Origin of the sequence: Alysiella sp. (assembly GCF_030525755.1) — a bacterium.
Taxonomy (GTDB): domain Bacteria; phylum Pseudomonadota; class Gammaproteobacteria; order Burkholderiales; family Neisseriaceae; genus Simonsiella.
In genome coordinates this window covers 1-23,913 of the sequence record NZ_JAUNEC010000005.1, presented here as the reverse complement: position 1 = coordinate 23,913, position 23,913 = coordinate 1, and the positions used below count along the sequence as shown (strand labels likewise).

The following is a 23,913-nucleotide window of genomic DNA, read 5'->3' as shown; positions in this document are numbered from 1 at the left end:
GTTTTCGGTACAAAGAAACTGCCGTTTTTGAGTTTTGAGTATTTTTTAATAAATTTGATGAAGAGGGACTGAAATGCAGACAAAAAACAGACCTGTATTTCTTGATTTACAGGTTTTAACTCGCCACCTGCCCATTCCAGGCATCGTTTCCATCATGCACCGAATTTCAGGTGTAGTACTGTTTATGCTGCTGCCCGCCTTACTGGCATTATTGGCTGGCTCATTAAGCAATGGTGAGACATTCGCAACTTACAAAGCATGGGCGGATAACGGGTTCATTAAACTGATTCTTTGGCTGGTTTTATGGGCTTATATCCATCATTTGTTTGCAGGCATTCGCTTTTTACTGATTGATGCACATATTGGCGTAGAATTACAAACAGCACGCAAATCTGCTCGCATTGTGTTAATTGGTGCAGCAATAGTCGCTTTCGTATTGGGGATTGTATTATGGTAAAACGCAAATTAGCAGGCGCACATTATGGTTTACGTGATTGGGCAATGCAACGTGCTACTGCCGTAGTTATGCTGGTTTATACAGTATTATTTTTCATGTTTCTCATTGGTATGGCAGGTGCGGAAGATTACAGCGAATGGCAGGCATTTTTTGATAAAACATGGGTAAAAGTATTTACCCAAACAACCTTTATTGCCTTATTCTTGCATGCATGGGTAGGCATTCGAGACCTATGGATGGACTACATCAAACCTTTTGGTTTACGTGTATTTTTACAATGCGCCACCATTGTTTGGTTGGTAGCTTGTACTGTTTATTCATTCTATGTAATCTGGGGCTAACACCATGACTTATCCGATTCGCAAATTTGATGCCGTAGTAGTCGGCGCAGGCGGTGCAGGTTTACGCGCAGCCTTACAATTATCACAAGCAGGCGTGAACACCGCCGTATTGTCCAAAGTGTTCCCCACCCGTTCGCACACCGTAGCCGCACAAGGTGGCGTATCCGCCTCATTGGGCAATGTGCAAGAAGACAACTGGCACTGGCACATGTACGACACCGTAAAAGGTTCAGACTGGCTGGGCGACCAAGATGCCATTGAATTCATGTGCAAAAATGCCGTAGATGCCGTGGTGGAATTGGAACACATGGGCATGCCCTTTGACCGCGTAGAAAGCGGCAAAATCTACCAACGCCCCTTCGGTGGACACACCGCCGAATACGGCAAACGCGCCGTAGAACGCGCTTGTGCCGTTGCCGACCGCACAGGTCATGCCATGTTGCACACCTTGTATCAACAAAACGTCCGCGCTGGCACCAATTTCTTTGTGGAATGGACAGCTTTGGACTTAATCCGCGATGACAATGGCGATGTAGTAGGCGTTACCGCCATGGAAATGGAAAGTGGCGATGTGTACATTTTCCACGCCAAAGCCGTGTTGTTTGCCACAGGCGGTGGCGGTCGCATTTACGCTTCATCTACCAACGCGTTTATGAACACAGGCGATGGTTTGGGCATTTGCGCCCGTGCTGGCATTCCATTGGAAGACATGGAATTTTGGCAATTCCACCCCACAGGCGTGGCAGGTGCTGGCGTGTTGATTACCGAAGGTGTACGCGGCGAAGGCGGCATTTTGTTGAACGCACAAGGCGAACGCTTTATGGAACGCTATGCGCCAACCGTGAAAGATTTGGCTTCACGCGATGTGGTTTCACGTGCCATGGCGATGGAAATTTACGAAGGTCGCGGTTGCGGTCCCAACAAAGACCATGTGTTGTTGAAAATTGACCACATTGGCGCGGACAAAATCATGAATAAATTACCGGGTATTCGTGAGATTTCCATTCAATTTGCTGGCGTGGACCCCATTAAAGACCCAATCCCCGTTGTGCCTACCACACACTACATGATGGGTGGCATTCCCACCAATTATTTGGGCGAAGTGGTTGTGCCAGAAGGCGACAATCCCGAAAAAGTGGTTAAAGGCTTGTATGCCGCAGGCGAATGTGCTTGCGCGTCCGTGCATGGCGCAAACCGCTTGGGTACCAACTCTTTGTTGGACTTGGTGGTTTTCGGTAAATCGGCTGGCGACAGCATGGTTAAATTCGTTAAAGAAACCGATTTCAAAACCCTGCCTGAAAACGCGGGGGCATTCACACAACAACGTCTTGACCGTTTGAACAACCAAACAGGTGGCGAAAATGTGGACGCTTTACGCAATGAATTGCAACGCACCATTCAATTACACGCTGGCGTGTTCCGCACAGACGCGATTTTGAAAGAAGGCGTGGACAAGGTTTTGGCTTTGGTGGAACGCGCCAAACGCACCGAAATTGGCGACAAGAGCCAAGTTTGGAACACCGCGCGCATTGAGGCATTGGAATTGGACAACTTGATGGAAGTGGCAAAAGCCACCATCATCTCTGCCGAAGCCCGTAAAGAATCACGCGGCGCACACGCTTCCGATGACCACCCCGACCGCGATGACGTAAATTGGATGAAACACACGCTGTTCTATTCTGCCGACAACCGTTTGGAATACAAACCCGTACACACCAAACCTTTGACCGTTGAATACATTGAACCTGCAAAACGTGTTTACTAAACAATAATTTGCTTTTCAGGCAGCCTGAAAAATTTGGGATACCGTAGGGTGCAACTGCTTGCACCAAATCAGAAAATATGGTGTTTCAAAATACACCCCACGCCCACAAAAATGACGTTCAGGCAGCCTGAAAATCCAAAAGGAACAAAACCATTATGGAAAAAATCCGCGTACAAGTGTACCGCTACAATCCCGACAAAGATGCCAAGCCGTACATGCAAGATTATGAATTGGAAATTTTGCCTACAGACGTTAAATTATTGGACGCATTGGTTAAATTGAAAGCGCAAGACGACACCTTGTCGTTCCGCCGCTCTTGCCGCGAAGGGATTTGCGGTTCAGACGGCATGAACATCAACGGCAAAAACGGCTTGGCGTGTTTAACCGACATTCGCAGCCTGAAACAACCCATCGTGTTGCGCCCCTTACCTGGTTTGCCCGTTATCCGCGATTTGATTGTGGACATGACGCAATTTTTCAAACAATATCACAGCATTAAGCCCTATGTGGTAAACGACACCGCCAAACCCGAACGCGAACGCTTGCAAAGCCAAGAAGACCGCGCCGAATTGGACGGTTTGTACGAGTGCATTTTGTGTGCGTGCTGCTCCACCGCTTGCCCATCGTTCTGGTGGAACCCCGATAAATTCGTAGGGCCCTCTGGCTTGTTGAACGCCTACCGTTTCATCGCCGACAGCCGCGACACCATCACCAATGAGCGTTTGGACAATTTGAACGACCCCTACCGTCTGTTCCGTTGCCACACAATTATGAACTGCGTGGACGTTTGCCCCAAACACTTGAACCCCACTCGCGCCATCGGCAAAATCAAAGAAATCATGCTGGAACGCGCGGTGTAAAAGTAATAATTATCTTGCAGCACTTTATCAGTACTACCTGAAAAGTGCTGCAAAAATAAAATTCCCGCCATAACAAAAAGTGATAATTAACCAAAAAAACCGCAAACATGGCACAATTTAACGAAATCGCCAAACGGCGCATCCACTTTCAAACACGCCGTGGATTGCTTGAATTGGACATTGTTCTCAAGCGTTTCATGGAAAACCATTTTCAGCATTTAAGCGATGAAGAATTAAGTATTTTCGTGGACATACTTGAATTACAAGACCAAGAATTTCTTGCTCTGGTCAATCAAGTGGAACAACCACAACGTACTGACTTCATACCTTTGTTGGAAAAAATCAGACAAACCTGACAGCAACACACCTTTCAGGCTGCCTGAAACTTTTGCAAAATCATCAGTAAATAAACTTACACCCCAAGGAGCAAAAGATGTCTAAAACCGTAAAACTGCAAGGCGAAGGCTTTGAAACCATTGAATTGCCCGTATTAAGTGGTACACTGGGCAATGATGTTATGGATATTCGTGCATTCAGCAAAGGCACGGGTATGTTCACATTTGACCCAGGTTTCGTTTCAACAGCCAGTTGCGAATCCAAAATTACCTTTATTGATGGTGATAAAGGTCTACTTTACTATCGTGGTTACCCAATTGAACAACTTGCTGAACACAGTGATTACCTTGAAGTTTGTTATCTGTTGATTTATGGCGAATTGCCCAATAAACAACAAAAAGATGAATTCGTGCAAACCGTAACCAAACACACTATGGTACACGAGCAGCTCACTTGGTTCTTCCGTGGTTTCCGCCGCGATGCACATCCCATGGCGATGATGGTTGGTGTGGTAGGCGCGTTGTCTGCATTTTATCAAGATAGTTTGGAAATTGCCGACCCCGAACACCGGAAAGTTGCCATTTACCGTTTGGTTTCCAAAATCCCAACCATCGCAGCAATGTGTTACCGTTATTCAAATGGCTTGCCGTTCAATTACCCACGCAACGACTTATCTTACACCGCGAATTTCATGCACATGATGTTTGCCACACCTTGCGAAGAATACAAACCCAATCCAGTTTTGGTACGTGCATTAGACCGCATCTTCACATTGCACGCCGACCATGAACAAAATGCTTCCACTTCTACAGTGCGTTTGGCAGGTTCTTCAGGGGCCAACCCATTTGCATGTATTGCTGCAGGTATTGCCAGCTTGTGGGGTCCATCTCACGGTGGCGCAAACGAAGCCGTGTTAAAAATGTTAGACGAAATCGGTGATGTGTCTCGTGTTCCTGAATTTATGGAAGGTGTAAAAGCCAAAAAATACCGTTTAATGGGCTTCGGTCATCGTGTTTACAAAAATATGGATCCGCGCGCTGCCATCATGAAACAAACTTGTGATGAAGTTTTGCGTGAATTAGGCTTGGAAAACGACCCACAATTCAAACTTGCCATGGAATTGGAAAAAATTGCATTGAGCGACCCTTATTTCATTGAGAAAAAATTGTATCCCAACGTGGATTTCTATTCAGGCATCGTATTGAGTGCTTTGGGCATTCCTGTTTCTATGTTCACCGTGATTTTTGCTTTGGCTCGCACCGTAGGTTGGATTTCTCATTGGAATGAGAGTTTGAGCGACCCCAATGCCAAAATCGGTCGTCCTCGTCAATTGTACACAGGTTCAGCACGTCGCGATTTCGTTGCGGTAGACAAACGCTAATTTAAACCTCATTTAGGCTGCCTGAAGATTTCAGGCAGCCTTTTATAGTCATTTAAAATTATAAAATAGTACAGTATTACCAACGCTCTTATGTACGGATTTGTACACGGCAAACGTTGTCGCCTTGTCTGTGTTATGGTTAATTCATTTAGTGTAGAATCTTACTTATTGCACTATTTCTCTAATCAAACATGGATTTGGTGCAACAAATTACATCCCACAAAGAGTCTTATTTTCTATTAGATTTACTGTAATTTTAAACGACTGAATCATATTGCTTCTCAACCATTTTCAATTCAGAGGAAAAAATTCAAATGCTAAACAGTCAGCCAGCATTAGAAACCGCATTGGCACATCGTTCCATTCGCAAATTTACTGACCAAGCTATTCCTGAAAATGTATTGTCTGCCATCATTCAAGCAGGACAAATGGCTTCTACTTCCAGTTATATGCAAAATGTCAGCATCATTCGTGTTACCGATAAAGCCAAGCGTGCTCAAATCCGCGAGGTTTGTGCCAATGCCTACAAAGGTAAACTAGGTCATCATTATGTGGAAAATTGTGCCGAGTTTTTGGTTTTCTGTGCTGATGCAGCACGTCATTTGCATTTTGCACCCAATGCTCAAATTGATTGGACAGAGGTTTTGCTGATTGGTGCAGTAGATGCGGGCATTACAGCACAAAATGTTTTATTAACCGCCGAATCACTCGGTTTAGGTGGTGTTTACATCGGTAGCTTGCGTAATGATTTGGCACAAATTACCGAAATTCTGGCGTTACCATATGGCGTATTCCCTTTGTTTGGTATGTGCCTTGGTTATCCTGATCATGAACCAGGACAGCGCCCACGCTTGCCCATGAATATTGTGCTGTCTGAAAATACTTACCAAAACGCCAATGAAGTAGAATTACATACTTATGATGAAGTTGTGAAAGCTTACTACAAAGAACGCAGCAATCTTGATTTAAGTTGGGGCGACCAAATTCGCAGCAATCTTTGTACCGAAGTTCGCCCGCATCTTTTGGCTTTTGCACAAAAACAAGGGTTTGCAAAAAAATAAAATTGGATTTACTTCCGAATACATTAATCCATATATCACCCAAAATAAAGGCTGCCTGAAAACTTTCAGGCAGCCTTTATTTGGGACTATGTAGCGAAACTGACTTGTGAAGCAAAAATACACGTCAGCTTGTACACCTGATAAGCATTTTTAACGCCGAATTTGGCAATTTTTGACACAAATTCAACCGCAAAACGATACCGCTTCGCTACCAATGACCACTATTATTTATCAAATTTTCTGACATTTTGTTGGTCCATGCCACCAGCGCGATTCTAATAGTTGATTAGTCAATTTAAAACAGTATTCTTTACCATATTTAATTGCCGCATTATTCGCTTCTGATTGATTGGATGCCAACACTTGTGTCTTCACGTCATACTTACCACAGAAAACCGTACATTGCCAAAGCTGTTGAGAAGAACCAGAAGATGCAACAGAAGCTGGATTAGATGAATATCCACTATCATAATTACTGGACACAGGTGCATACTGAATTTTCTCACGCGCAATTTCTTGTGAATTTGTGGTTTTCCAGCTTCTTGGAATTTGGCTGCTGGCAAGGGTATTGCCTGTTAGTTGTCTTTCCCAAGATTGTAATTGGGCAATACCGATGCCTTACAAGTGTATTCGGTAACGCGGTTAGTAACGTTATATTCCGAACCCAAACCAAGCAGACGGAAAATACCCCTAGTTTTTGCCACATCATGGCTGTGGTATGTCGCTGTTTGTTGACAATTTGCTGGGCGTTGTAACGTAATATTTACCCCATGACCATAATTAACATTCAACGCAGCTCATCTGCCCGAAGCAGAATGTGTGATTTTTTCAGGTTTTAAATATTGCAAAACATAGCGATATTCATTGGAATTGAAAAAATCCTGCATATTGGCTTCTGATGCAAAATTGGGAATGCGTTTGGCTTGCGTCAATGATAAACGCTGTTTATAAAGTGTAGCACTCAATGTTTCCGCCCATAAAGGCAAATCTTTTGGCGATTTCAGTACCATGCGTGTGAAATTGTCAAACTTATCGCCATGCCCATTGATAACGCCAATGATGTTAAACACCGCAAGGCGTTGTTCATTGTTTTTAGCATTGACAAATGCTTGATAATATTCATCATCTCTCAACAAACCTTTGATGTTTTTGGCTTGTTTGATGCTGCTTTCATCGTGATAATTTGTCAAGGCTTGACGTGCATTTTTCTGTGCTTGTGCCAAACGGTCATCAAGATAACGACCTACTTTTTGTACAACTTGGGCATCGGTACTGTAATCCATTGTGCCTTTACCAATGCCTTTTAAATTGTCCGCCACACCTTTGCCATTTAAAGTTACGGCATTCACGGCAGCACCCACAACCTGAAATGGCGCAGAAATAATGGAACTCAACACACCACCCGCACTGACATTCCCTTTCACAAAAATGGATTTTTCTTGCAAATGTCGCAAGCCCAATGTGTGATAACATGGTTCGTAACGTGGGCTTTTGTTTTGTAAGGTCATACATTCATTGCGAATATTTTGTTGCTCATTGTATTTATTAGGCAAATACAAGGCTTCCACATCACTGCACTCAATTTTGCTTTGGAGTACATCAATTTCCACATTTTTATTTTGCACGGTAAAAAACACATGGGTTTTACCGTTATAGGTATTCAAATCTGCCATTGAACCTGTGTTGCTTTCAGGCAGGCTACTGATGAATTCCGAAGCTGGGGAACTTGCACACCCTACCAAAACCGTAGCCGATGCCAAAGGAAGCCATGCCAATAAACACAATTTCATGATTTTAATCTCCCTTGCCTAATGTGCATTTCAGGAGCTTACAAAGGCTCCTGAAAATGGTTAATTTTTTTATTAAGCTACTTCTTTACGATAAGCCGAATCAGCTTCATCAAAGCGTTTCAATACTTTTTCATCGGGTTTACCCATGAGCGATACGACAATTGCCACCACTCCGCAAGCAATAAAACCAGGTACGATTTCATACATGGTTGGCAAATTTGCTGCTTTAAGTGCTGGATTAACCCACTCTGCCCAAACCACACACACTACTGCACCTGTAATCATGCCAGCAAGTGCGCCATTAGCAGTCATATTGCGCCACAAAACAGACAAAATCACAATGGGACCAAATGCTGCACCAAAACCTGCCCACGCATAAGCAACCAACCCCAACACTTTACTTTCGGGATTAGACGCAATCAAAATGGCAATCACGGCTACTGCCAAAACCATTACACGTCCCACCCATACCAATTCACTTTGTGCCGCATTGGGTCGCAAAAAACCTTTGTAAAAATCTTCGGTAATCGCGCTGGAACAAACCAAAAGTTGGCAAGACAAAGTAGACATAACTGCCGCCAAAATCGCTGACAAAATCACGCCTGCAATCCAAGGATTAAACAAAATGGTGGTTAATGCAATAAAAATGCGTTCACTATTGCCTGCCATTGTTACTGCTTGGTCGGAATTAGCACCAAAGTAAGCAATGCCAAAATAACCCACAGCCACTGCACCACCCAAACACAAAATCATCCAAGTCATGCCAATGCGGCGTGCATTTACCAAAGACTTCACATTTTCCGCCGCCATAAAACGCGCCAAAATGTGCGGCTGACCAAAATAACCCAAACCCCACGCAGCAGTAGAAATGATGCCGATGAAAGTCGTACCCACAAACAAACTGCTGTATTCTTGACCTGAACTTTGTGCAGCTGCTTGAATAGCAACACTCATTTCATCAAAACCACCCACACCAACAAACACCATAACAGGCGTTAAAATCAAGGCAAAAATCATCAATGTTGCCTGCACCGTATCCGTCCAGCTCACAGCTAAAAAGCCACCTATAAAGGTATAAGCAATCGTTGCACCTGCTCCCAGCCACATGGCTTGCGCATAAGTCATGCCTTCAAACAAGCTTTGAAACAAACGCGCACCTGCAACCACACCTGAAGCGCAGTAAATGGTAAAGAAAAACAGAATGATGATTGCCGAAATCACTTTCATAGCCTGACCCTTTGCACCAAAACGATGATAGAAATAATCGGGTAAGGTCAAAGCATTATTGGCATACTCGGTATGCACACGCAGCCTGCCTGAAACAATCAGCCAATTAAGCCATGCACCAATGGTCAAACCAATCGCAATCCACGCTTCAGTTAAACCAGCTGCATAAATTGCCCCTGGTAAACCCATTAAGAGCCAACCCGACATATCAGATGCACCTGCTGACATTGCCGTAACAAAACTACCCAAACTGCGACCACCTAAAATATAGTCATCAAAGTTTTTAGTAGAAAAATAAGCTGCCAATCCAATCAACAGCACGGCAACCAAATAGATGCCAAAAGTAATGTACATGGGATTCATAAATCACCTTCTAAAATAATTAACAATGATGAAAAAACATTTTCAGACTACCTGAAACAAGACAACATGATTTCACAAAACGCAATTTAGCGTAAAATTATGAAAAAATCAATCTCGTGATTTATGGTCTTTTATCGGTTCATAGCCAAATTGCATAAATCATTTCAATGAAAACAACAATCTTTAATCATAAAAATATGGTCGTTTCAAATTAATACGGATAAAGGTGTTGGCAACATTATACTATTTGTATTGGAAACGACCATAAGAAGGCTGCCTGAAACTTTTCAGGCAGCCTCGTATATTCGCGCCCCAAGCTAGGAGGTAATTTGTAACAGTATCTCTGTCATCAAAACATCCTCTCAAACACAAGGCTTAATCGCCCCTAACTGAAATCCATACCGATTTTAAAGTTAGGGGCTCTAATCATGTCAAACAAACCATACAAACAACCTTATCAATTTAAATCAAAGGCTTAAAATGCGCCAAATACACCACCATGCCCATACTGCACAAAGTCAAACCATAAAAACCATACCACTTCACAGAACGTGGCACACTTTTTAAACACATCGCCCCAAAAATGATGTATACCAACACCAAAACAAATTTCATACCCAACCATTTGTTTGCACCAAAAGGTTGCCACGGCATAATGTGCAACATCAACATACCAGAAAACAACAACAAACTGTCATTGATGTGCGGCACAATGCCCAAGATTTTAGGGAGCGTTTTTTCAGGACGTACCGTTCGCAAAAAAAATCGCAAATTAAATAAAATCAAAGTAATGAAAACAAACATCATGTGTAAGCATTTTACAACAGGATACATTTCTTGCATCATAATCAACCATTATGTTAATCAAAATGGCAACCATTATACTGCGCCCGTTCAAAACTTTCAGGCTGCCTGAAATTCCATTAAAATGCGGTATTTTTTTATTGTCTCTAAATCCACTACCATGAATGCCGCCGACACCCTAGATTTAGCCCCATACGCCGAACGTGCCTACCTAGAATACGCCATGAGCGTGGTCAAAGGTCGTGCCCTGCCTGCCGTTCAAGACGGACAAAAACCCGTGCAACGGCGCATTTTGTTTGCCATGAAAGACATGGGCTTGACACACGGCACCAAACCTGTGAAATCAGCCCGTGTAGTCGGTGAAATTTTAGGTAAATACCACCCGCATGGCGACAGCTCTGCCTATGAAGCAATGGTGCGTATGGCACAAGATTTTACCTTACGTTATCCGCTTATTGACGGTGTGGGCAATTTCGGTTCAAGAGACGGAGACGGTGCAGCAGCCATGCGTTACACCGAAGCGCGACTTACGCCTCTGGCAGAATTATTGCTTTCAGAAATCAATCAAGGTACAGTAGATTTCATTCCCAATTACGATGGCGCATTTGAAGAACCTACTTCACTGCCAGCGCGTTTACCTATGGTCTTACTTAATGGTGCAAGTGGTATTGCTGTGGGCATGGCAACAGAAATCCCACCACATAATTTAGGTGAAACAGCAGCAGCAGCCATCGCATTATTAAAAAACCCTGACCTGCAAGTTATTGATTTGATGAGATTTATACCCGCTCCTGATTTTGCAGGTGGTGGACACATTATTACCCCACATAAAGATTTACTGCAAATGTATGAAACAGGTAAAGGCAGTGTGCGCGTGCGAGCACGTTATGAAATAGAAAAATTGGCACGTGGACAATGGCGCATGATTGTGACTGAACTGCCACCTAACACATCTGCTGCAAAAATTTTGGCAGAAATTGAAGAACAAACCAATCCCAAACCCAAATCAGGTAAAAAACAGCTCAATCAAGACCAACTCAATACACGCAAATTGATGTTGGATTTACTGGAAAAAGTACGCGATGAAAGTGACAACGACAATCCCGTTCGCCTTGTTTTTGAGCCCAAATCCAGCAAAACTGCTCCCGAATGGTTTGCCAACACTTTAATGGCACAAACAAGTTTAGAAGGCAATGTTTCAGTAAACTTAGTAATAATGGGCATGGACAATCGTCCTGCACAAAAAAACCTGAAAACCATTTTACAAGAATGGTTGTCTTACCGTATCGCAACGGTTACACGCCGTTTGCAACACCGTTTAGATGCCGTAGAAAAGCGCATTCATATTTTAGACGGTCGCATGATTGCGTTTTTGCACATAGACGAAGTCATCAAAGTCATTCGTGAAGCCGATGAACCCAAACCCGAATTGATGGCGACGTTTAATTTAACCGAAATCCAAGCCGAAGATATTTTGGAAATCCGTTTGCGCCAACTGGCACGTTTAGAAGGCTTCAAACTGGAAAAAGAACTGACCGAGTTGCGTGAAGAAGCAGACTGCCTGAAAAATCTATTGAGCAACGACAACGAAAAGAAAAAACTCATCATCAAAGAAATTCAAGCCGATGCCAAACAATTTGGCGATGACCGCCGCACCTTGGTAGCAGTTGCTGAACGTGCCACACTCACCCAAACCACCGCTGATGAACCAATTACGCTGATTTTGTCGCAAAAAGGCTGGATACGCAGCCGAGCAGGACATAGCTTGGATTTGTCGCAAACCGTATTTAAAGAAGGCGATGGCTTGCAACAAATTCTGGAAACGCGCAGCATACAGCCTGTTGTTGTGCTGGACACACAAGGTCGCAGCTACACCATTAACCCTTCTGATGTGCCTGGTGGACGTGGTGATGGTGTACCGATTGCATCGCTGATTGACATGAGCTCAGGTGCACAGGTTTTAACCCTGCTCACAGGTGCGAATGACGACCACTATTTACTTTCAGGCAGCGGTGGTTATGGTTTTATTTGTAAACTGGAAGATTTATTATCACGCTTAAAAGCAGGTAAAACCATAATGACTTTGGAAACAGGTGAAACCGCCTTAATGCCTGAAAAAGTGCATCTATCATCTTTGATTAATCCCGATTGTCAAGTGGTATTGGCAACCGAACAAAAACGCCTGCTCGCATTCCCCATCAATGAAATGAAAATCATGGCAAAAGGACGTGGCTTACAACTGGTTAGCCTGAACGATGGTGACAAATTGGCACTTTTAACAGTATTACAAAGCACAGAATACGCCATTGAAATTGAAGGGAAACGTGGTAGTATCACACAAGAAAAACTGAAAACCGCCGATATTGTGTCCAAACGCGGTCGCAAAGGTAAACCTCTTACGCTTTCAGGCAGCCTGAAAAGCATTAAGGCAATATCATGACATTTCAATCTTCTGCACACCAATTAGACGGTTACACCTTACGCATTACCAAATTACTCAACGCAGTACGTTTTGCCATTTTGCTGTTTGTATTGGTTTTATTGTCTTTAACCAATATCCTGCAAACCCATTATAACAGCCTATTTCACTTGGGTCTCAACAACAATGAACAGTATCTGCTAATTTGGTGCGCCACTTACGGTTTTCTGTCTATGTTCAGCTTTGCCAAACCCGAATGGCAAAAACAAAACATATCCAGCATACCCAATGCCAGTGCCGTGATAGACATTACCATGATGGGCGTACTTGCCTACTTAATGGGTGGTAGTTCATCGGGTTTTGGCATTTTGGTGCTGCCGTTTCTAGCAACTTCTTGCTTACTCGGTTATGGACGATATCCCCTACTCTACGGCAGCTACGCTTCCATTTTCATCATTTGGGAAATGATTTCACGCTTGTATCCACTCAATACGGTGTTTAATCAAAGTGTTGCTACATTATTATTCAACCAAATGCTATTGGTTGTTGCTTATTATCTCGTTCCCATTTTAACCTCCTATGCGGCACGACACATTATGGCAGAAACCCACAATGCCCAACGCAACCAACTGGCATTTGACCGTGTTAATGGTTTAAACAACATCATCGTCAATCGCATGCAAGAAGCCGCCATTGTTTTGGACAAAGAACAATATGTTTACTTACTCAACAGCAAAGCACAAAATTATTTTCCCAATTTAAAACGGTTTCAACATGCCGACATTTTCCAGTCTTACATCAAACATTGGCAACGCAACCCATGCAAAGAATTTGAAACATTTGGACCCATTAACGGTCGTTCCATGTATGTACGTGCCATTCCATTAATACAAAACAAATTTGAATTGCTTACCCTATTTATCCGCTCTGAAAACGAACGCACCAGCGAAGCACAAACCATTAAATTAACCGCATTAGGACAGCTTACTTCCAATTTGGCACACGAACTGCGTAATCCCCTTTCTGCCATGCGACACGCCAGCGGTCTATTAAATGAAACCGAAAACAACAATCCCCTTATCAAAAAACTGTGTGGCATCATAGACAACAACATCGGTCGCATTGACAAAATGATTGAAGACATCTCTGTATTGAGCAAACACGACCGTGCCAATCCGCAAGAAATCAATTTTAAAGACTATTGGAAACAATTTGAACAAGAATTTTTACTGACTTGTCCCGAAGCCAAAGGATGCCTGAAAACCCAACTGCCCATACAAGTTGCCAAAGCCCGTTTTGACCCCATGCACTTGCAACAAATTTTGTGGAATCTGTGCAACAACGCATGGCGACACAGCAAAAAAGGACAAAATGCCGTTATCATTACATTACGCACCCTTGATGATTACACCCTGTCTTTACACATCTGGGACGATGGATTAGGCGTGCCAGAACACCTGCGTCCACGCCTGTTTGAACCTTTTTTTACCACACAAAAGCAAAATCAAGGCACAGGATTGGGTTTATATATTTCACGCAAACTCGCCCAAGCCAACCGAGGCGAATTACAATACGATGTTACCGCCAAAGCCTTTGAATTGACCTTACCGAGAGTTCAACCATGAGTAAAAGCCTTAATCGCCCTGTTTTGGTTGTTGATGACGAAGCCGACATCCGCGACTTAATGGAAATGACCCTAATGAAAATGGGGCTATCCGTTGAAACCGCAGACGGTGTCATTACCGCCAAGCAAAAATTGGATACACAAAAATTTTCATTGGTTCTAACCGATATGCGTATGCCAGATGGTTCAGGCTTAGAAGTAGTGGAGCACATCATCAATCAAAGTTTAGACACCCCAGTTGCCGTCATTACCGCTTATGGCAACGCCGACCAAGCCGTACAAGCCCTAAAAATTGGCGCATTTGATTACCTGCAAAAACCCATTACGCTAGCGCAGCTGCGTACGTTGGTTAAATCCGCAATTAAAGTACAAGATGAAGCCGACAACCCCACTATTCAGGCAGCCCAAATGCTTGTTCAAACACCCCCTGTTGCACCAACTACTCCCTTTCAGACAACCACAAACACACCTCCGCCTGTTCCAGCGACACCAAGCATAGACGATTGGGACAGCGATTGGGCAATCGTAGCAGAAAGTCTGAATACTGCTGCCCAAGAACACACCCCACCACCCACCGCCACAACACCAGAAAACCGCACGCCCCGCAAAAGCATGACTCAATCGGTTCAGGCAGCCATGCAACAGCAGCCCACCGCCCCACTCAAAATAGAAGAAGATTTGCCCCGATTGCTCGGTTCATCGCCACAAATTGAGCAAGTTCGCAATCTGATTCGCAAACTGGCTGCTGCTAATGTGCCTGTTTACATTTCAGGCGAAAGTGGCTCTGGTAAAGAACAAGCTGCACGCTCCATACACGAACTTTCATCACGCAAAAACGGACCATTTATCGCGGTAAACTGCGGCGCCATTCCCGAAAATCTCATGGAAAGCGAATTTTTTGGCTACAAAAAAGGCAGTTTTACAGGCGCAGACCAAGACCGTCTCGGCTTTTTCCAACACGCAAACGGCGGCACATTATTTCTGGACGAAGTAGCGGACTTACCATTAGCCATGCAAGTTAAACTGCTGCGTGCCATTCAAGAAAAAGCCGTACGCAGAATTGGTGATGCTCAAGAAGCCAAAGTAGATGTACGCATTGTTTCCGCCACCCACAAAGATTTGGTGGCATTGGTAGAAAGTGGCGCATTCCGCCAAGACCTGTTCTACCGCCTAAACGTGGTAACACTCAATATGCCCGCCTTGCGTGATATGCACGAAGATTTGGCAAACCTGATTGCCCATTTGTTACACAAACATCACGGCAGCAACATCAGCATTACCCCAGCAGCCCGCGAAGCCCTTCTGCGTTACAACTATCCTGGCAACTTCCGCGAACTGGAAAACATCTTGGAACGCGCCGTTGCCTTGTCCAGCAACAACATGATTGACGTGGACGATTTACAAATCCACGCATCATCATTGGACAGAGACACCCCCATGCTGCCTGAAAACAGCCATGCCCCCCACGAAAACAACAACGGCTTGCCCCATTTCCAAATCGGACACACCCAAATTCAAGATTATTTAGACGAAGTAGAACGCCAAATTTTGGAATACGCCCTGCGTTTAACACAAGGCAACCGCACACAAGCCGCCAAAGTATTAGGCATCAGTTTCCGTTCCATGCGTTATCGTTTAGAACGCTTAAACATGACCGAATGACTTTCTTTCAGGCAGCCTATTTTAATGACAGGCTGCCTGAAAAACAGGTTACAATACGCCCTTTTTTAACCCTTTACCCAATTTGCAAACAAAATGTTCCACGCCATAGAAAAATTCCGTTTACCCGCTCAAATCCTGCTCGGCACGATTGCCATTTCCTTTATTGGTTTCGGCGTTACAGGTTTTGACTTTTCCGCAAACAGCCGTTACATCATCAAAGTTGGCGAGCAAACCATTACTCGCGCCGACCTTGACCAAGCCATACGCCAAGCACAAGTCCGAGGCGGCAACACCAACCGTGAAGCCGTTTTCAAAACCCTATTAGACCAAGCCTACCTATTAGAAGGTGCAAAAAACTTGGGGGTAGTCATTTCAGATACACAAATCAAACAGTCCATTGTAGACAATCCTCTGTTTCATGATGAAGCAGGCAAATTTGATGTCAATAAATTCCAAACTTTCTTAAAACACAATGGCTTAAATGAACAAAACTTCATGAATGAAGAGCGAACACGTCTTACCCAAATCGCACTTTTGGTAAGCCTATCCAGCACACCCGCTGCAGATACACAAGCCCAACAATTATTGAATATTGAACGTGCTGTCCGCACCATTCGCAGTGTACCCATTTCCCCCGAATCGTTTGCCAACAAAGTCAGTCTGAACGATGATGCCATCAAAAAATATTACGAATCCCACAAAGCCAATTATGCTTTGGAACAAGCTGTTAAATTTGAATATGTTCGCCTTTCGCCACAAGATTTGGCAGCCAAAGAAAATGTTAGCGATGAAGAGCTAAAAAAAGCCTTTGAAGAACAACAAAATAGCTTCAAATCTAAACGCCGTTTGGCACATATCCTATTTGAAGTTTCCAAATCAGCCGATGCCAGCCAACGTGAACAAGCACGCGCAGCAGCGGAAAAAACAGCAGCAGAATTGAAGAAACAGCCCGAAAAATTTGCCGAATTTGCCCAAAAATACTCACAAGACACCAGCAGCTCAAGCAATGGTGGAGATTTAGGTCATTACACCCAAGATGGTTCTTTGGGCAGCAAAACCCTTGAAGATGCCGCGTTTGCATTAAAAGAAGGCGAAATCAGCAACGTGATAGAAAGCGATTTTGGCTACCACATTGTGCGCGCCAGTGAAATTCAAGCAACCGATTTTGAAAGTCAAAAAGCCAGCTTGCGCCAAAACCTACAAGAGAAGAAAGCACAACAAACATACAATAAACTGCGCGAAGCCTTTGGCGATGATGCATTTGCCAACAACAACAGCTTAAAAACCGCCGCCGACAAACACGGTCAAAGCATACAAACCCAAAATGAATGGCTCACGCGTAGCAATTCAGGCAGCCTGAAAGTACCACAAGCCGTTGTAGAAGCCTTATTCAGCGAAGATGTGTTTACCCAAAAACACAATTCCGAAGGCATCGTTGCAGATGGCGCAACATGGTTTGTCCGCGCTACCGAAACCCGAGCCGCAGGCAGCCAAGCCTTTGACGACATCAAAGGCCAAGTACGAAGCGATTATTTACACAACGAGAGCACACGCTTGGCAAAAGAAGCTGCCGAAAAAATGCTGGCGGATTTACACGCAGGCAAAAAAGTAACGTTGGCTTGGTCGCCACAAGAAAACGTCACTCCCATGCAAATGCGCCAAGTTTTGCCTGCCCATGCTTATCAAATCTTAATGGCAACCATGCCGAAAAACGGGCAACCCGCTTACGCTTTACTGGATACGCCCACCGCCCCCCAACTGATTGAAGTACTTGCTGTACACAATCCGCAAGCCGATGCCAAACTGTTAAATGAAGCACGTCAAGCCGTTAGCCAAATCAATGGCAACAGTCTGATTGAAGCCTATTTAAACAGTTTACGCGCTCAAATCAAAACCAAAGAAGGTGCGGAACGCATCAACGACAACGAATAAATCATCAAACTGTTTTCAGGCAGCCTGCGTTTCATTGAAGGCTGCCTGAAAACACAAACCCAATCACAATCATGCAAATAATTCACAGCATTCAAGCCTTTCGTCAATGGCGCGACAGCATTTCAGGCAGCATCGGTTTTGTTCCCACTATGGGCAATCTGCACGATGGGCATCTTAATTTGGTTCACAAAGCAAGCCAACACGCCGAACATATTGTGGTTAGCATTTTCGTTAATCGCCTTCAATTTGGACAAGGCGAAGATTTTGACCGTTATCCACGCACTTTGGCGGCCGATGCCGCCAAACTAGAAGCTGCGGGCGTTGCGGTTTTATTTGCGCCTGATGAAAGCGAATTGTATCCCACAGGCAGCCAAACTTATTATGTGGAACCATCTACCTTACAAAATGAATTGTGTGGTGCGTTTCGCCCCAATCATTTTCGCGGTGTAGCAACCGTAGTGGCAAAATTATTCAATATCGTACAACCAAATGTGGCTTGTTTTGGCAAAAAAGACTACCAACAACTTGCCATTATCAAAAATATGGTTGCTGAATTGAATTTCCCTATTCAAATCATGGGTGTCGCCACAGTTCGTGCCGAAGATGGCTTGGCATTATCCAGTCGCAACCAGTATTTGTCTGCCACAGAACGCGAAAAAGCCACAGAAATTCATCGTTGTTTACAGAACATTGCTGCCGAATTGCGTTCAGGTAACCGTGCATTTTCCTTATTAGAACAAACTGCCACTACCGCTCTACAAACCAACGGTTGGATTGTGGATTATGTCGCCATTCGCCAGGCCGAAACCTTGGACACCCCACGTTTACAAGGTGCATGGGTCATTTTGCTTGCCGCACGTTTAGGCTCAACCCGTTTAATTGACAATTTAGAAGTGCTGCCTGAAACCGAAAATCCATATTGATGCGATTGGTTAAAGTAAAGCAATCTTTTCAGGCAGCCTGAAAACTCATTATTTTTTTAAAGAAAAAACACACCATGACCAATATCTTACTCTATACTTTCATTTACCTTGCCTTTGCCGTAGGCGCAGTTTTGTTGTCGCAAAAATTCGGTTTGGGCTCTGTACTGGGTTATTTGGCAGCTGGCATCATCATTGGTCCTATACTGGGTTTGGTCGGCAAAGAAACCGAGTCCATACAACATATTGCAGAATTCGGTGTGGTCATGATGCTGTTTTTGGTAGGTTTGGAACTCGCACCACAAATGCTGTGGCAACTGCGCCATAAATTACTTGGCTTGGGTGGTTTACAAGTGGCATTGTCTTTGGCTGCCATAACAGGCATTGCAATTGCCTTTGGCTACACATGGCAAATTGCCGTTGCCATTGCGTGCATTTTGACGCTCTCGTCCACCGCCATTGTTTTACAAACACTCAATGAAAAACAACTTTTGAGCACCTCTGGCGGACAATCGGGATTTGCGGTTTTGCTGTTTCAAGACGTTGCTGCCATTCCCATGCTCGCTTTATTGCCCTTACTGGCAACCGCCAGCGTCGCTTCACGCCCCGATGCACACAGCGCACAAAACTTGCTTGCCGACCAAGCAGGCTGGGTAACAGCATTGGTCAGCATCGCTGCCATTGCCTTGATTATTGTTGCAGTACGCTATGCTGTGCCACTGATTTTCCGTTTCATCATCAAAAGCCGTGTACGCGAAATGCTGACGGTATTTACTTTGGCTTTAGTGGTTGGCATTGCCACACTCATGTCCTTAATTGGTCTTTCTCCCGCTTTGGGTGCATTCATCGCTGGCGTGGCGTTAGCCAACAGCACCTACCGTCATGAAATGGAAAGTCAACTGGAACCTTTTAAAGGTTTATTACTGGGTTTGTTTTTCATCACAGTCGGCGCAGGCATGAATTTCAAATTACTTGGCCAAGAATTGCTGCTGATTTTGGTTCTCACTGCTGGTGTACTTGCTGTAAAAGCCCTTATTTTATGGATTTTAGGCAAAATTTTTAGGCTACCTCCATTAGCAGGTAAACTGTTTGCATTAAGTTTGGCACAGGCTGGGGAATTTGGTTTTGTGCTATTGTCGATTGCCCGACAAAACCATGTTTTACCCAATCACTTATCCGACCGCATTGCTTTGGTGGTGGCACTTTCCATGCTGTTCACGCCCTTATTGTTCATCATTTACGACAAAATCCTTGCCCCACGTGCCATCAAACAAGAAAACCACGAAGCGCGTAGCCATGATGAAATTCACGAAGAAAATCCTGTGATTTTACTAGGACATGGTCGTTTTGGACAACAAATCAACAGTATGCTGACTGCTTGCGGTTTCCACACCACCGTTATCGACAACCACGCAGAAATGATAGAAGGTCTAACCAAATTTGGCATCAAAACCTATTACGGCGATGCCACCAGTCCTGAATTGCTCAGCTCCATTGGTTTGGCAAAAGCCAAACTGCTGGTCGTAACAGTAGGCGACAGCCATCATGCTGTTGAAATCGTTGAGTTTGTGCGTCGCCATCATCCCAATTTACCGATTATCGCACGCGCATTTGACCGTTCACACGCTTTTGAACTACACCATGCAGGTGCCAACTTCATCATTCGTGAAACCGTTGATGCTGCCATACGCAGCGGAAGGATTGCTTTAGAACAACTGGGCATCACACCTGAAAAAGCGCATGAATTGGTTGAATTTTATGCTGCACGCGACCGTGATTTATCCGATAAACTTGCCCGAGTGTACGACCCCAGTATTCCTGTCTTTGCCAATGAATCCATAATTCATACCGTGAAAAAAGAAGAAGCAGAAACACACAAACTGATGACCGCTCTGCTACGCGGCGAAAGCACAGATTGGCAAGAAAATCCAAACAGTTGGACACGCATTAAAAAAGGCATTTCTTAATTGCTTCTTTTCAGACAATCTTAATAGTACACAACAAAAAATGATTTCCGTAGCAACTGTATTTCTAACCCTGTCAGGTAAAATACAGTTGCTGCATATTGTTGTGTACTGTCAGGCAGCTATAACAGATAGCTCATTTCAAACACCCATAACTTCTTTTCCAAAATGTTATTATATAACATTTTAACATAGTTAAATTTTTGACATCGATGTACAACAGGTCTATAAACAAACCAGCACACAGGCTTCTGGTTTAATATGATTAAAACAAACCCAGATAACCAGCCTTGCTGCTTTTTCCACGCAACTTTATAAGGAGCAATTAAGATGAAAGCTATGGTTTATCACGGTTCAGGCGACATTCGTTTTGAAGAAAAACCCAAAGCCAAAATCATTAACCCCACCGACGCCGTTGTCCGCATTACCAAAACCACCATTTGCGGTACAGATTTAGGCATTTGGAAAGGCAAAAATCCCGAAGTAGCCGATGGTCGCATTTTGGGACACGAAGGCATTGGCATTGTTGAAGAAGTGGGCGAAGGCGTTAAAAACATCAAAGTTGGCGACAAAGTCATCATTTCCTGTGTTTCTAAATGCTGTTCATGCGACAACTGTAAACAACAACTTTACTCACATTGTCGCAATGGCGGCTGGATTTTGGGCTATATGATTGACGGCACACAAGCTGAATACGTCCGTACACCCTATGCTGACAACAGCTTAATCAAGCTGCCTGAAAACGTGAATGAGGAAGTGGCACTCTTATTGAGCGATGCCTTACCGACTGCACATGAAATTGGTGTGCAATACGGCGATGTAAAACCTGGTGATACCGTGATGATTGCAGGAGCTGGTCCCGTAGGTATGTCCGCCCTTTTAACAGCACAGCTATACAGCCCCAGTATCTTAATTGTGGTAGACATGGATGAAAACCGCCTGAAACTTGCCAAAGAATTGGGCGCAACCCACACCATCAATCCTGCTTCTGGTAATGTGGTCGCACAAGTTTTGGACATTGTGGGACAAGATGGCGTTGATGTAGCGATTGAAGCAGTAGGCATTCCTGCAACTTGGGATATGTGCCAAGAAACGGTTAAAGCAGGTGGCAATATTGCTGTGGTCGGTGTACACGGTAAACCCGTTGATTTTAAATTAGAAAAATTATGGATTAAAAACCTGTCCATTACCACAGGTTTGGTCAATACCAACACCACCGAGATGCTGATGAAAGCCATTTCAACCAGCAGCGTGGATTACACCAAAATGCTGACTCACCATTTTAAATTCAGCGAATTGGAACAAGCCTACGATGTATTCAAACATGCGGCTGAACACAATGCCATGAAAGTGGTACTTACCGTAGAATAACCCTCTTTACTTTCGCTTTTCACAACATCAAAAGGCTGCCTGAAAAACCAAACGCTGCATCAATATGCAAAAAGTGGTATAACGGCAGCCATTTGATTTTCAGGCAGCCTCTTATGACCCATTCAGAACATCATTTCAATTTAGCTCATGCCAAACTCTTGGTCATGAAAGTCGGTTCCAGCTTGGTAACAGCAGAAGGACGTGGCATTGACCAAGCTGCCTTAAACAGTTGGGCAAAACAAATTGCCACCGTCAAAGCACAAGGTTGTGAAGTGGTATTGGTATCCAGTGGTGCCATCGCCGAAGGCATGAAACGCTTGGCTTGGTCAAAACGTCCCACAGCTGTCAATGAATTACAAGCAGCAGCCGCAGTCGGGCAAATGGGCATAGCCCAAGCCTACGAGCGTGCCTTTGCACCACATAGCATACACACCGCACAAATCTTGCTAACCCACGATGATTTACGCAACCGAACCCGTTATCTGAATGCACGCAGCACCCTAAAAACCCTATTAGCCAAAGGCATTGTCCCTATCATTAACGAAAACGACACCGTTACCACTGATGAAATCAAACTGGGCGACAACGACACATTGGGTGCATTAGTCTGTAATTTAATTGATGCCGATGCCTTACTCATTCTTACCGACCAACGCGGTTTATACGATAGTGACCCACGCAAAAACCCACAAGCCCAATTCATTTCCCACATTTGTGCCAGCCACCCCGATTTAGAAAACATGGCAGGAGGTGCGGGAACAGGTGTAGGCACAGGTGGTATGTACACCAAAGTTTTGGCTGCTAAACGCGCTGCATTAAGCGGCGCGTGTACTGTGGTGGCATCAGGACGAGAAACCGATGTTTTACCAAGACTTTTATCAGGCGAATCCATAGGTACTTTATTCAGCAGCGAATTTTCACGTATCAACGCGCGCAAACAATGGTTACTGGGACATGTGCAAATTTCAGGCAGCGTAGTTGCAGACAAAGGCGCGGAACAAGCCTTAATAAACAAACACAGCAGCTTATTGCCAGTAGGCTGTGTACGGGTTAATGGGCATTTTCATCGTGGTGAACTGATTGCAGTACTCAACCATGAAGGCAAAGAAATGGCGCGCGGCTTAAGCAATTACAGCAGTCATGAAGCTGAACAAATTCTTGGCTTATCTTCCACAGCCATTCATGATAAACTGGGCTACTCCCATGAAGATGAACTCATTCATCGCGACAATATGGTATTGCATCAATAAAAACTTAAAAAAACAATTTAGCAGGCTGCCTGAAACCTTTGCACAATCCATTTTAAAACGGATACAGTAATTGACTACCTAATCTGCTATTTTTTTAATTTTTTGATAAAAATGATATTTTCCAAAATCCCTAATAGGGCAAATATGGAATCTACCCCCACAAGCCAAGTTTTTGCAAAAGTTTCAGGCTGCCTGAAAACATTTAGTCCACAGCTTTTTCAAACAGCAAAAATATTTTCCCTTTTGAAACAAGCTAATCATTTTAAAAATACAAAAAACACTTGCCACAATCCCATTTTTCTGTTTTAATCCGCATCTTTCAAACACGGCCAGATAGCTCAGTCGGTAGAGCAACGGATTGAAAATCCGTGTGTCGGCAGTTCGAT

18 protein-coding genes are annotated in these 23,913 nt (G+C 44.1%); 15 read left to right on the top strand and 3 right to left on the bottom strand.

Annotated features, from left to right (window positions below; all coding sequences use genetic code 11):
* Positions 1–73 precede the first annotated feature (73 nt).
* The 7 genes from sdhC to nfsA all read left to right on the top strand — a co-directional run bounded on the left by sdhC (position 74) and on the right by nfsA (position 6,201).
* Positions 74–457, top strand: a complete 384-nt coding sequence (gene sdhC, locus Q4B82_RS02180) for a succinate dehydrogenase, cytochrome b556 subunit (protein WP_303064791.1) — start codon at positions 74–76, stop codon at positions 455–457.
* Entirely contained in the window at positions 451–798 is a 348-nt protein-coding gene (gene sdhD, locus Q4B82_RS02175; RefSeq protein WP_303064790.1) for a succinate dehydrogenase, hydrophobic membrane anchor protein, read from the top strand. The genes sdhC and sdhD overlap by 7 nt, the downstream gene beginning before the upstream one ends.
* Positions 799–802: 4 nt before the next feature.
* Entirely contained in the window at positions 803–2,563 is a 1,761-nt protein-coding gene (gene sdhA / locus Q4B82_RS02170) for a succinate dehydrogenase flavoprotein subunit (protein WP_097114594.1), read from the top strand.
* 155 nt (positions 2,564–2,718) lie between these two features.
* Positions 2,719–3,423 carry a succinate dehydrogenase iron-sulfur subunit gene (locus Q4B82_RS02165; RefSeq protein ID WP_097114595.1) on the top strand — a complete coding sequence of 235 codons (705 nt, stop codon included), beginning with the start codon at positions 2,719–2,721 and terminating at the stop codon, positions 3,421–3,423.
* A 107-nt stretch (positions 3,424–3,530) separates the two neighbouring features.
* Complete coding sequence (locus Q4B82_RS02160; RefSeq protein WP_303064789.1) at positions 3,531–3,779, top strand: succinate dehydrogenase assembly factor 2; 249 nt, start codon at positions 3,531–3,533, stop codon at positions 3,777–3,779.
* Between the two features lie 77 nt (positions 3,780–3,856).
* Positions 3,857–5,140, top strand: coding sequence for a citrate synthase (gltA, locus tag Q4B82_RS02155; RefSeq protein WP_303064788.1), 1,284 nt, complete (start codon positions 3,857–3,859; stop codon positions 5,138–5,140).
* 314 nt (positions 5,141–5,454) lie between these two features.
* A complete protein-coding gene (gene nfsA / locus Q4B82_RS02150; RefSeq protein WP_303064787.1) occupies positions 5,455–6,201 on the top strand; it encodes an oxygen-insensitive NADPH nitroreductase in 747 nt (248 codons plus the stop codon).
* 797 nt (positions 6,202–6,998) lie between these two features.
* On the opposite strand, the gene Q4B82_RS02145 is transcribed toward nfsA, so the two are convergent.
* From Q4B82_RS02145 to Q4B82_RS02135, 3 genes are all read right to left on the bottom strand, one after another.
* Entirely contained in the window at positions 6,999–7,991 is a 993-nt protein-coding gene (locus Q4B82_RS02145) for a hypothetical protein (RefSeq protein ID WP_303064786.1), read from the bottom strand.
* A gap of 72 nt (positions 7,992–8,063) precedes the next feature.
* A complete protein-coding gene (gene putP / locus Q4B82_RS02140) occupies positions 8,064–9,581 on the bottom strand; it encodes a sodium/proline symporter PutP (RefSeq protein WP_303064785.1) in 1,518 nt (505 codons plus the stop codon).
* A gap of 462 nt (positions 9,582–10,043) precedes the next feature.
* Positions 10,044–10,415 (bottom strand): SirB2 family protein, encoded by a 372-nt coding sequence (locus Q4B82_RS02135; RefSeq protein WP_303064831.1) that lies wholly within the window; start codon positions 10,413–10,415, stop codon positions 10,044–10,046.
* Positions 10,416–10,545: 130 nt separating this feature from the next.
* On the opposite strand from Q4B82_RS02135, the gene parC reads away from it, so the two are divergent.
* From parC to proB, 8 genes are all read left to right on the top strand, one after another.
* Positions 10,546–12,825, top strand: coding sequence for a DNA topoisomerase IV subunit A (parC, locus tag Q4B82_RS02130; protein ID WP_303064784.1), 2,280 nt, complete (start codon positions 10,546–10,548; stop codon positions 12,823–12,825).
* Positions 12,822–14,429, top strand: coding sequence for a sensor histidine kinase KdpD (locus Q4B82_RS02125; RefSeq protein ID WP_303064783.1), 1,608 nt, complete (start codon positions 12,822–12,824; stop codon positions 14,427–14,429). The genes parC and Q4B82_RS02125 overlap by 4 nt, the downstream gene beginning before the upstream one ends.
* Positions 14,426–16,090, top strand: coding sequence for a sigma-54 dependent transcriptional regulator (locus Q4B82_RS02120; protein WP_303064782.1), 1,665 nt, complete (start codon positions 14,426–14,428; stop codon positions 16,088–16,090). The genes Q4B82_RS02125 and Q4B82_RS02120 overlap by 4 nt, the downstream gene beginning before the upstream one ends.
* 93 nt (positions 16,091–16,183) lie before the next feature.
* On the top strand, positions 16,184–18,022 hold the full coding sequence (locus Q4B82_RS02115; RefSeq protein ID WP_303064781.1) for a SurA N-terminal domain-containing protein: 1,839 nt from the start codon (positions 16,184–16,186) through the stop codon (positions 18,020–18,022).
* Positions 18,023–18,093: 71 nt separating this feature from the next.
* Positions 18,094–18,945: a pantoate--beta-alanine ligase gene (panC, locus tag Q4B82_RS02110; RefSeq protein WP_303064780.1), complete on the top strand. Its 852-nt coding sequence runs from the start codon at positions 18,094–18,096 to the stop codon at positions 18,943–18,945.
* 74 nt (positions 18,946–19,019) lie between these two features.
* A complete protein-coding gene (locus Q4B82_RS02105; protein WP_303064779.1) occupies positions 19,020–20,909 on the top strand; it encodes a monovalent cation:proton antiporter-2 (CPA2) family protein in 1,890 nt (629 codons plus the stop codon).
* 327 nt (positions 20,910–21,236) lie between these two features.
* Positions 21,237–22,277 (top strand): zinc-dependent alcohol dehydrogenase family protein, encoded by a 1,041-nt coding sequence (locus Q4B82_RS02100; protein WP_303064778.1) that lies wholly within the window; start codon positions 21,237–21,239, stop codon positions 22,275–22,277.
* Between the two features lie 113 nt (positions 22,278–22,390).
* On the top strand, positions 22,391–23,527 hold the full coding sequence (proB, locus tag Q4B82_RS02095) for a glutamate 5-kinase (protein WP_303064777.1): 1,137 nt from the start codon (positions 22,391–22,393) through the stop codon (positions 23,525–23,527).
* Positions 23,528–23,913: the final 386 nt, after the last annotated feature.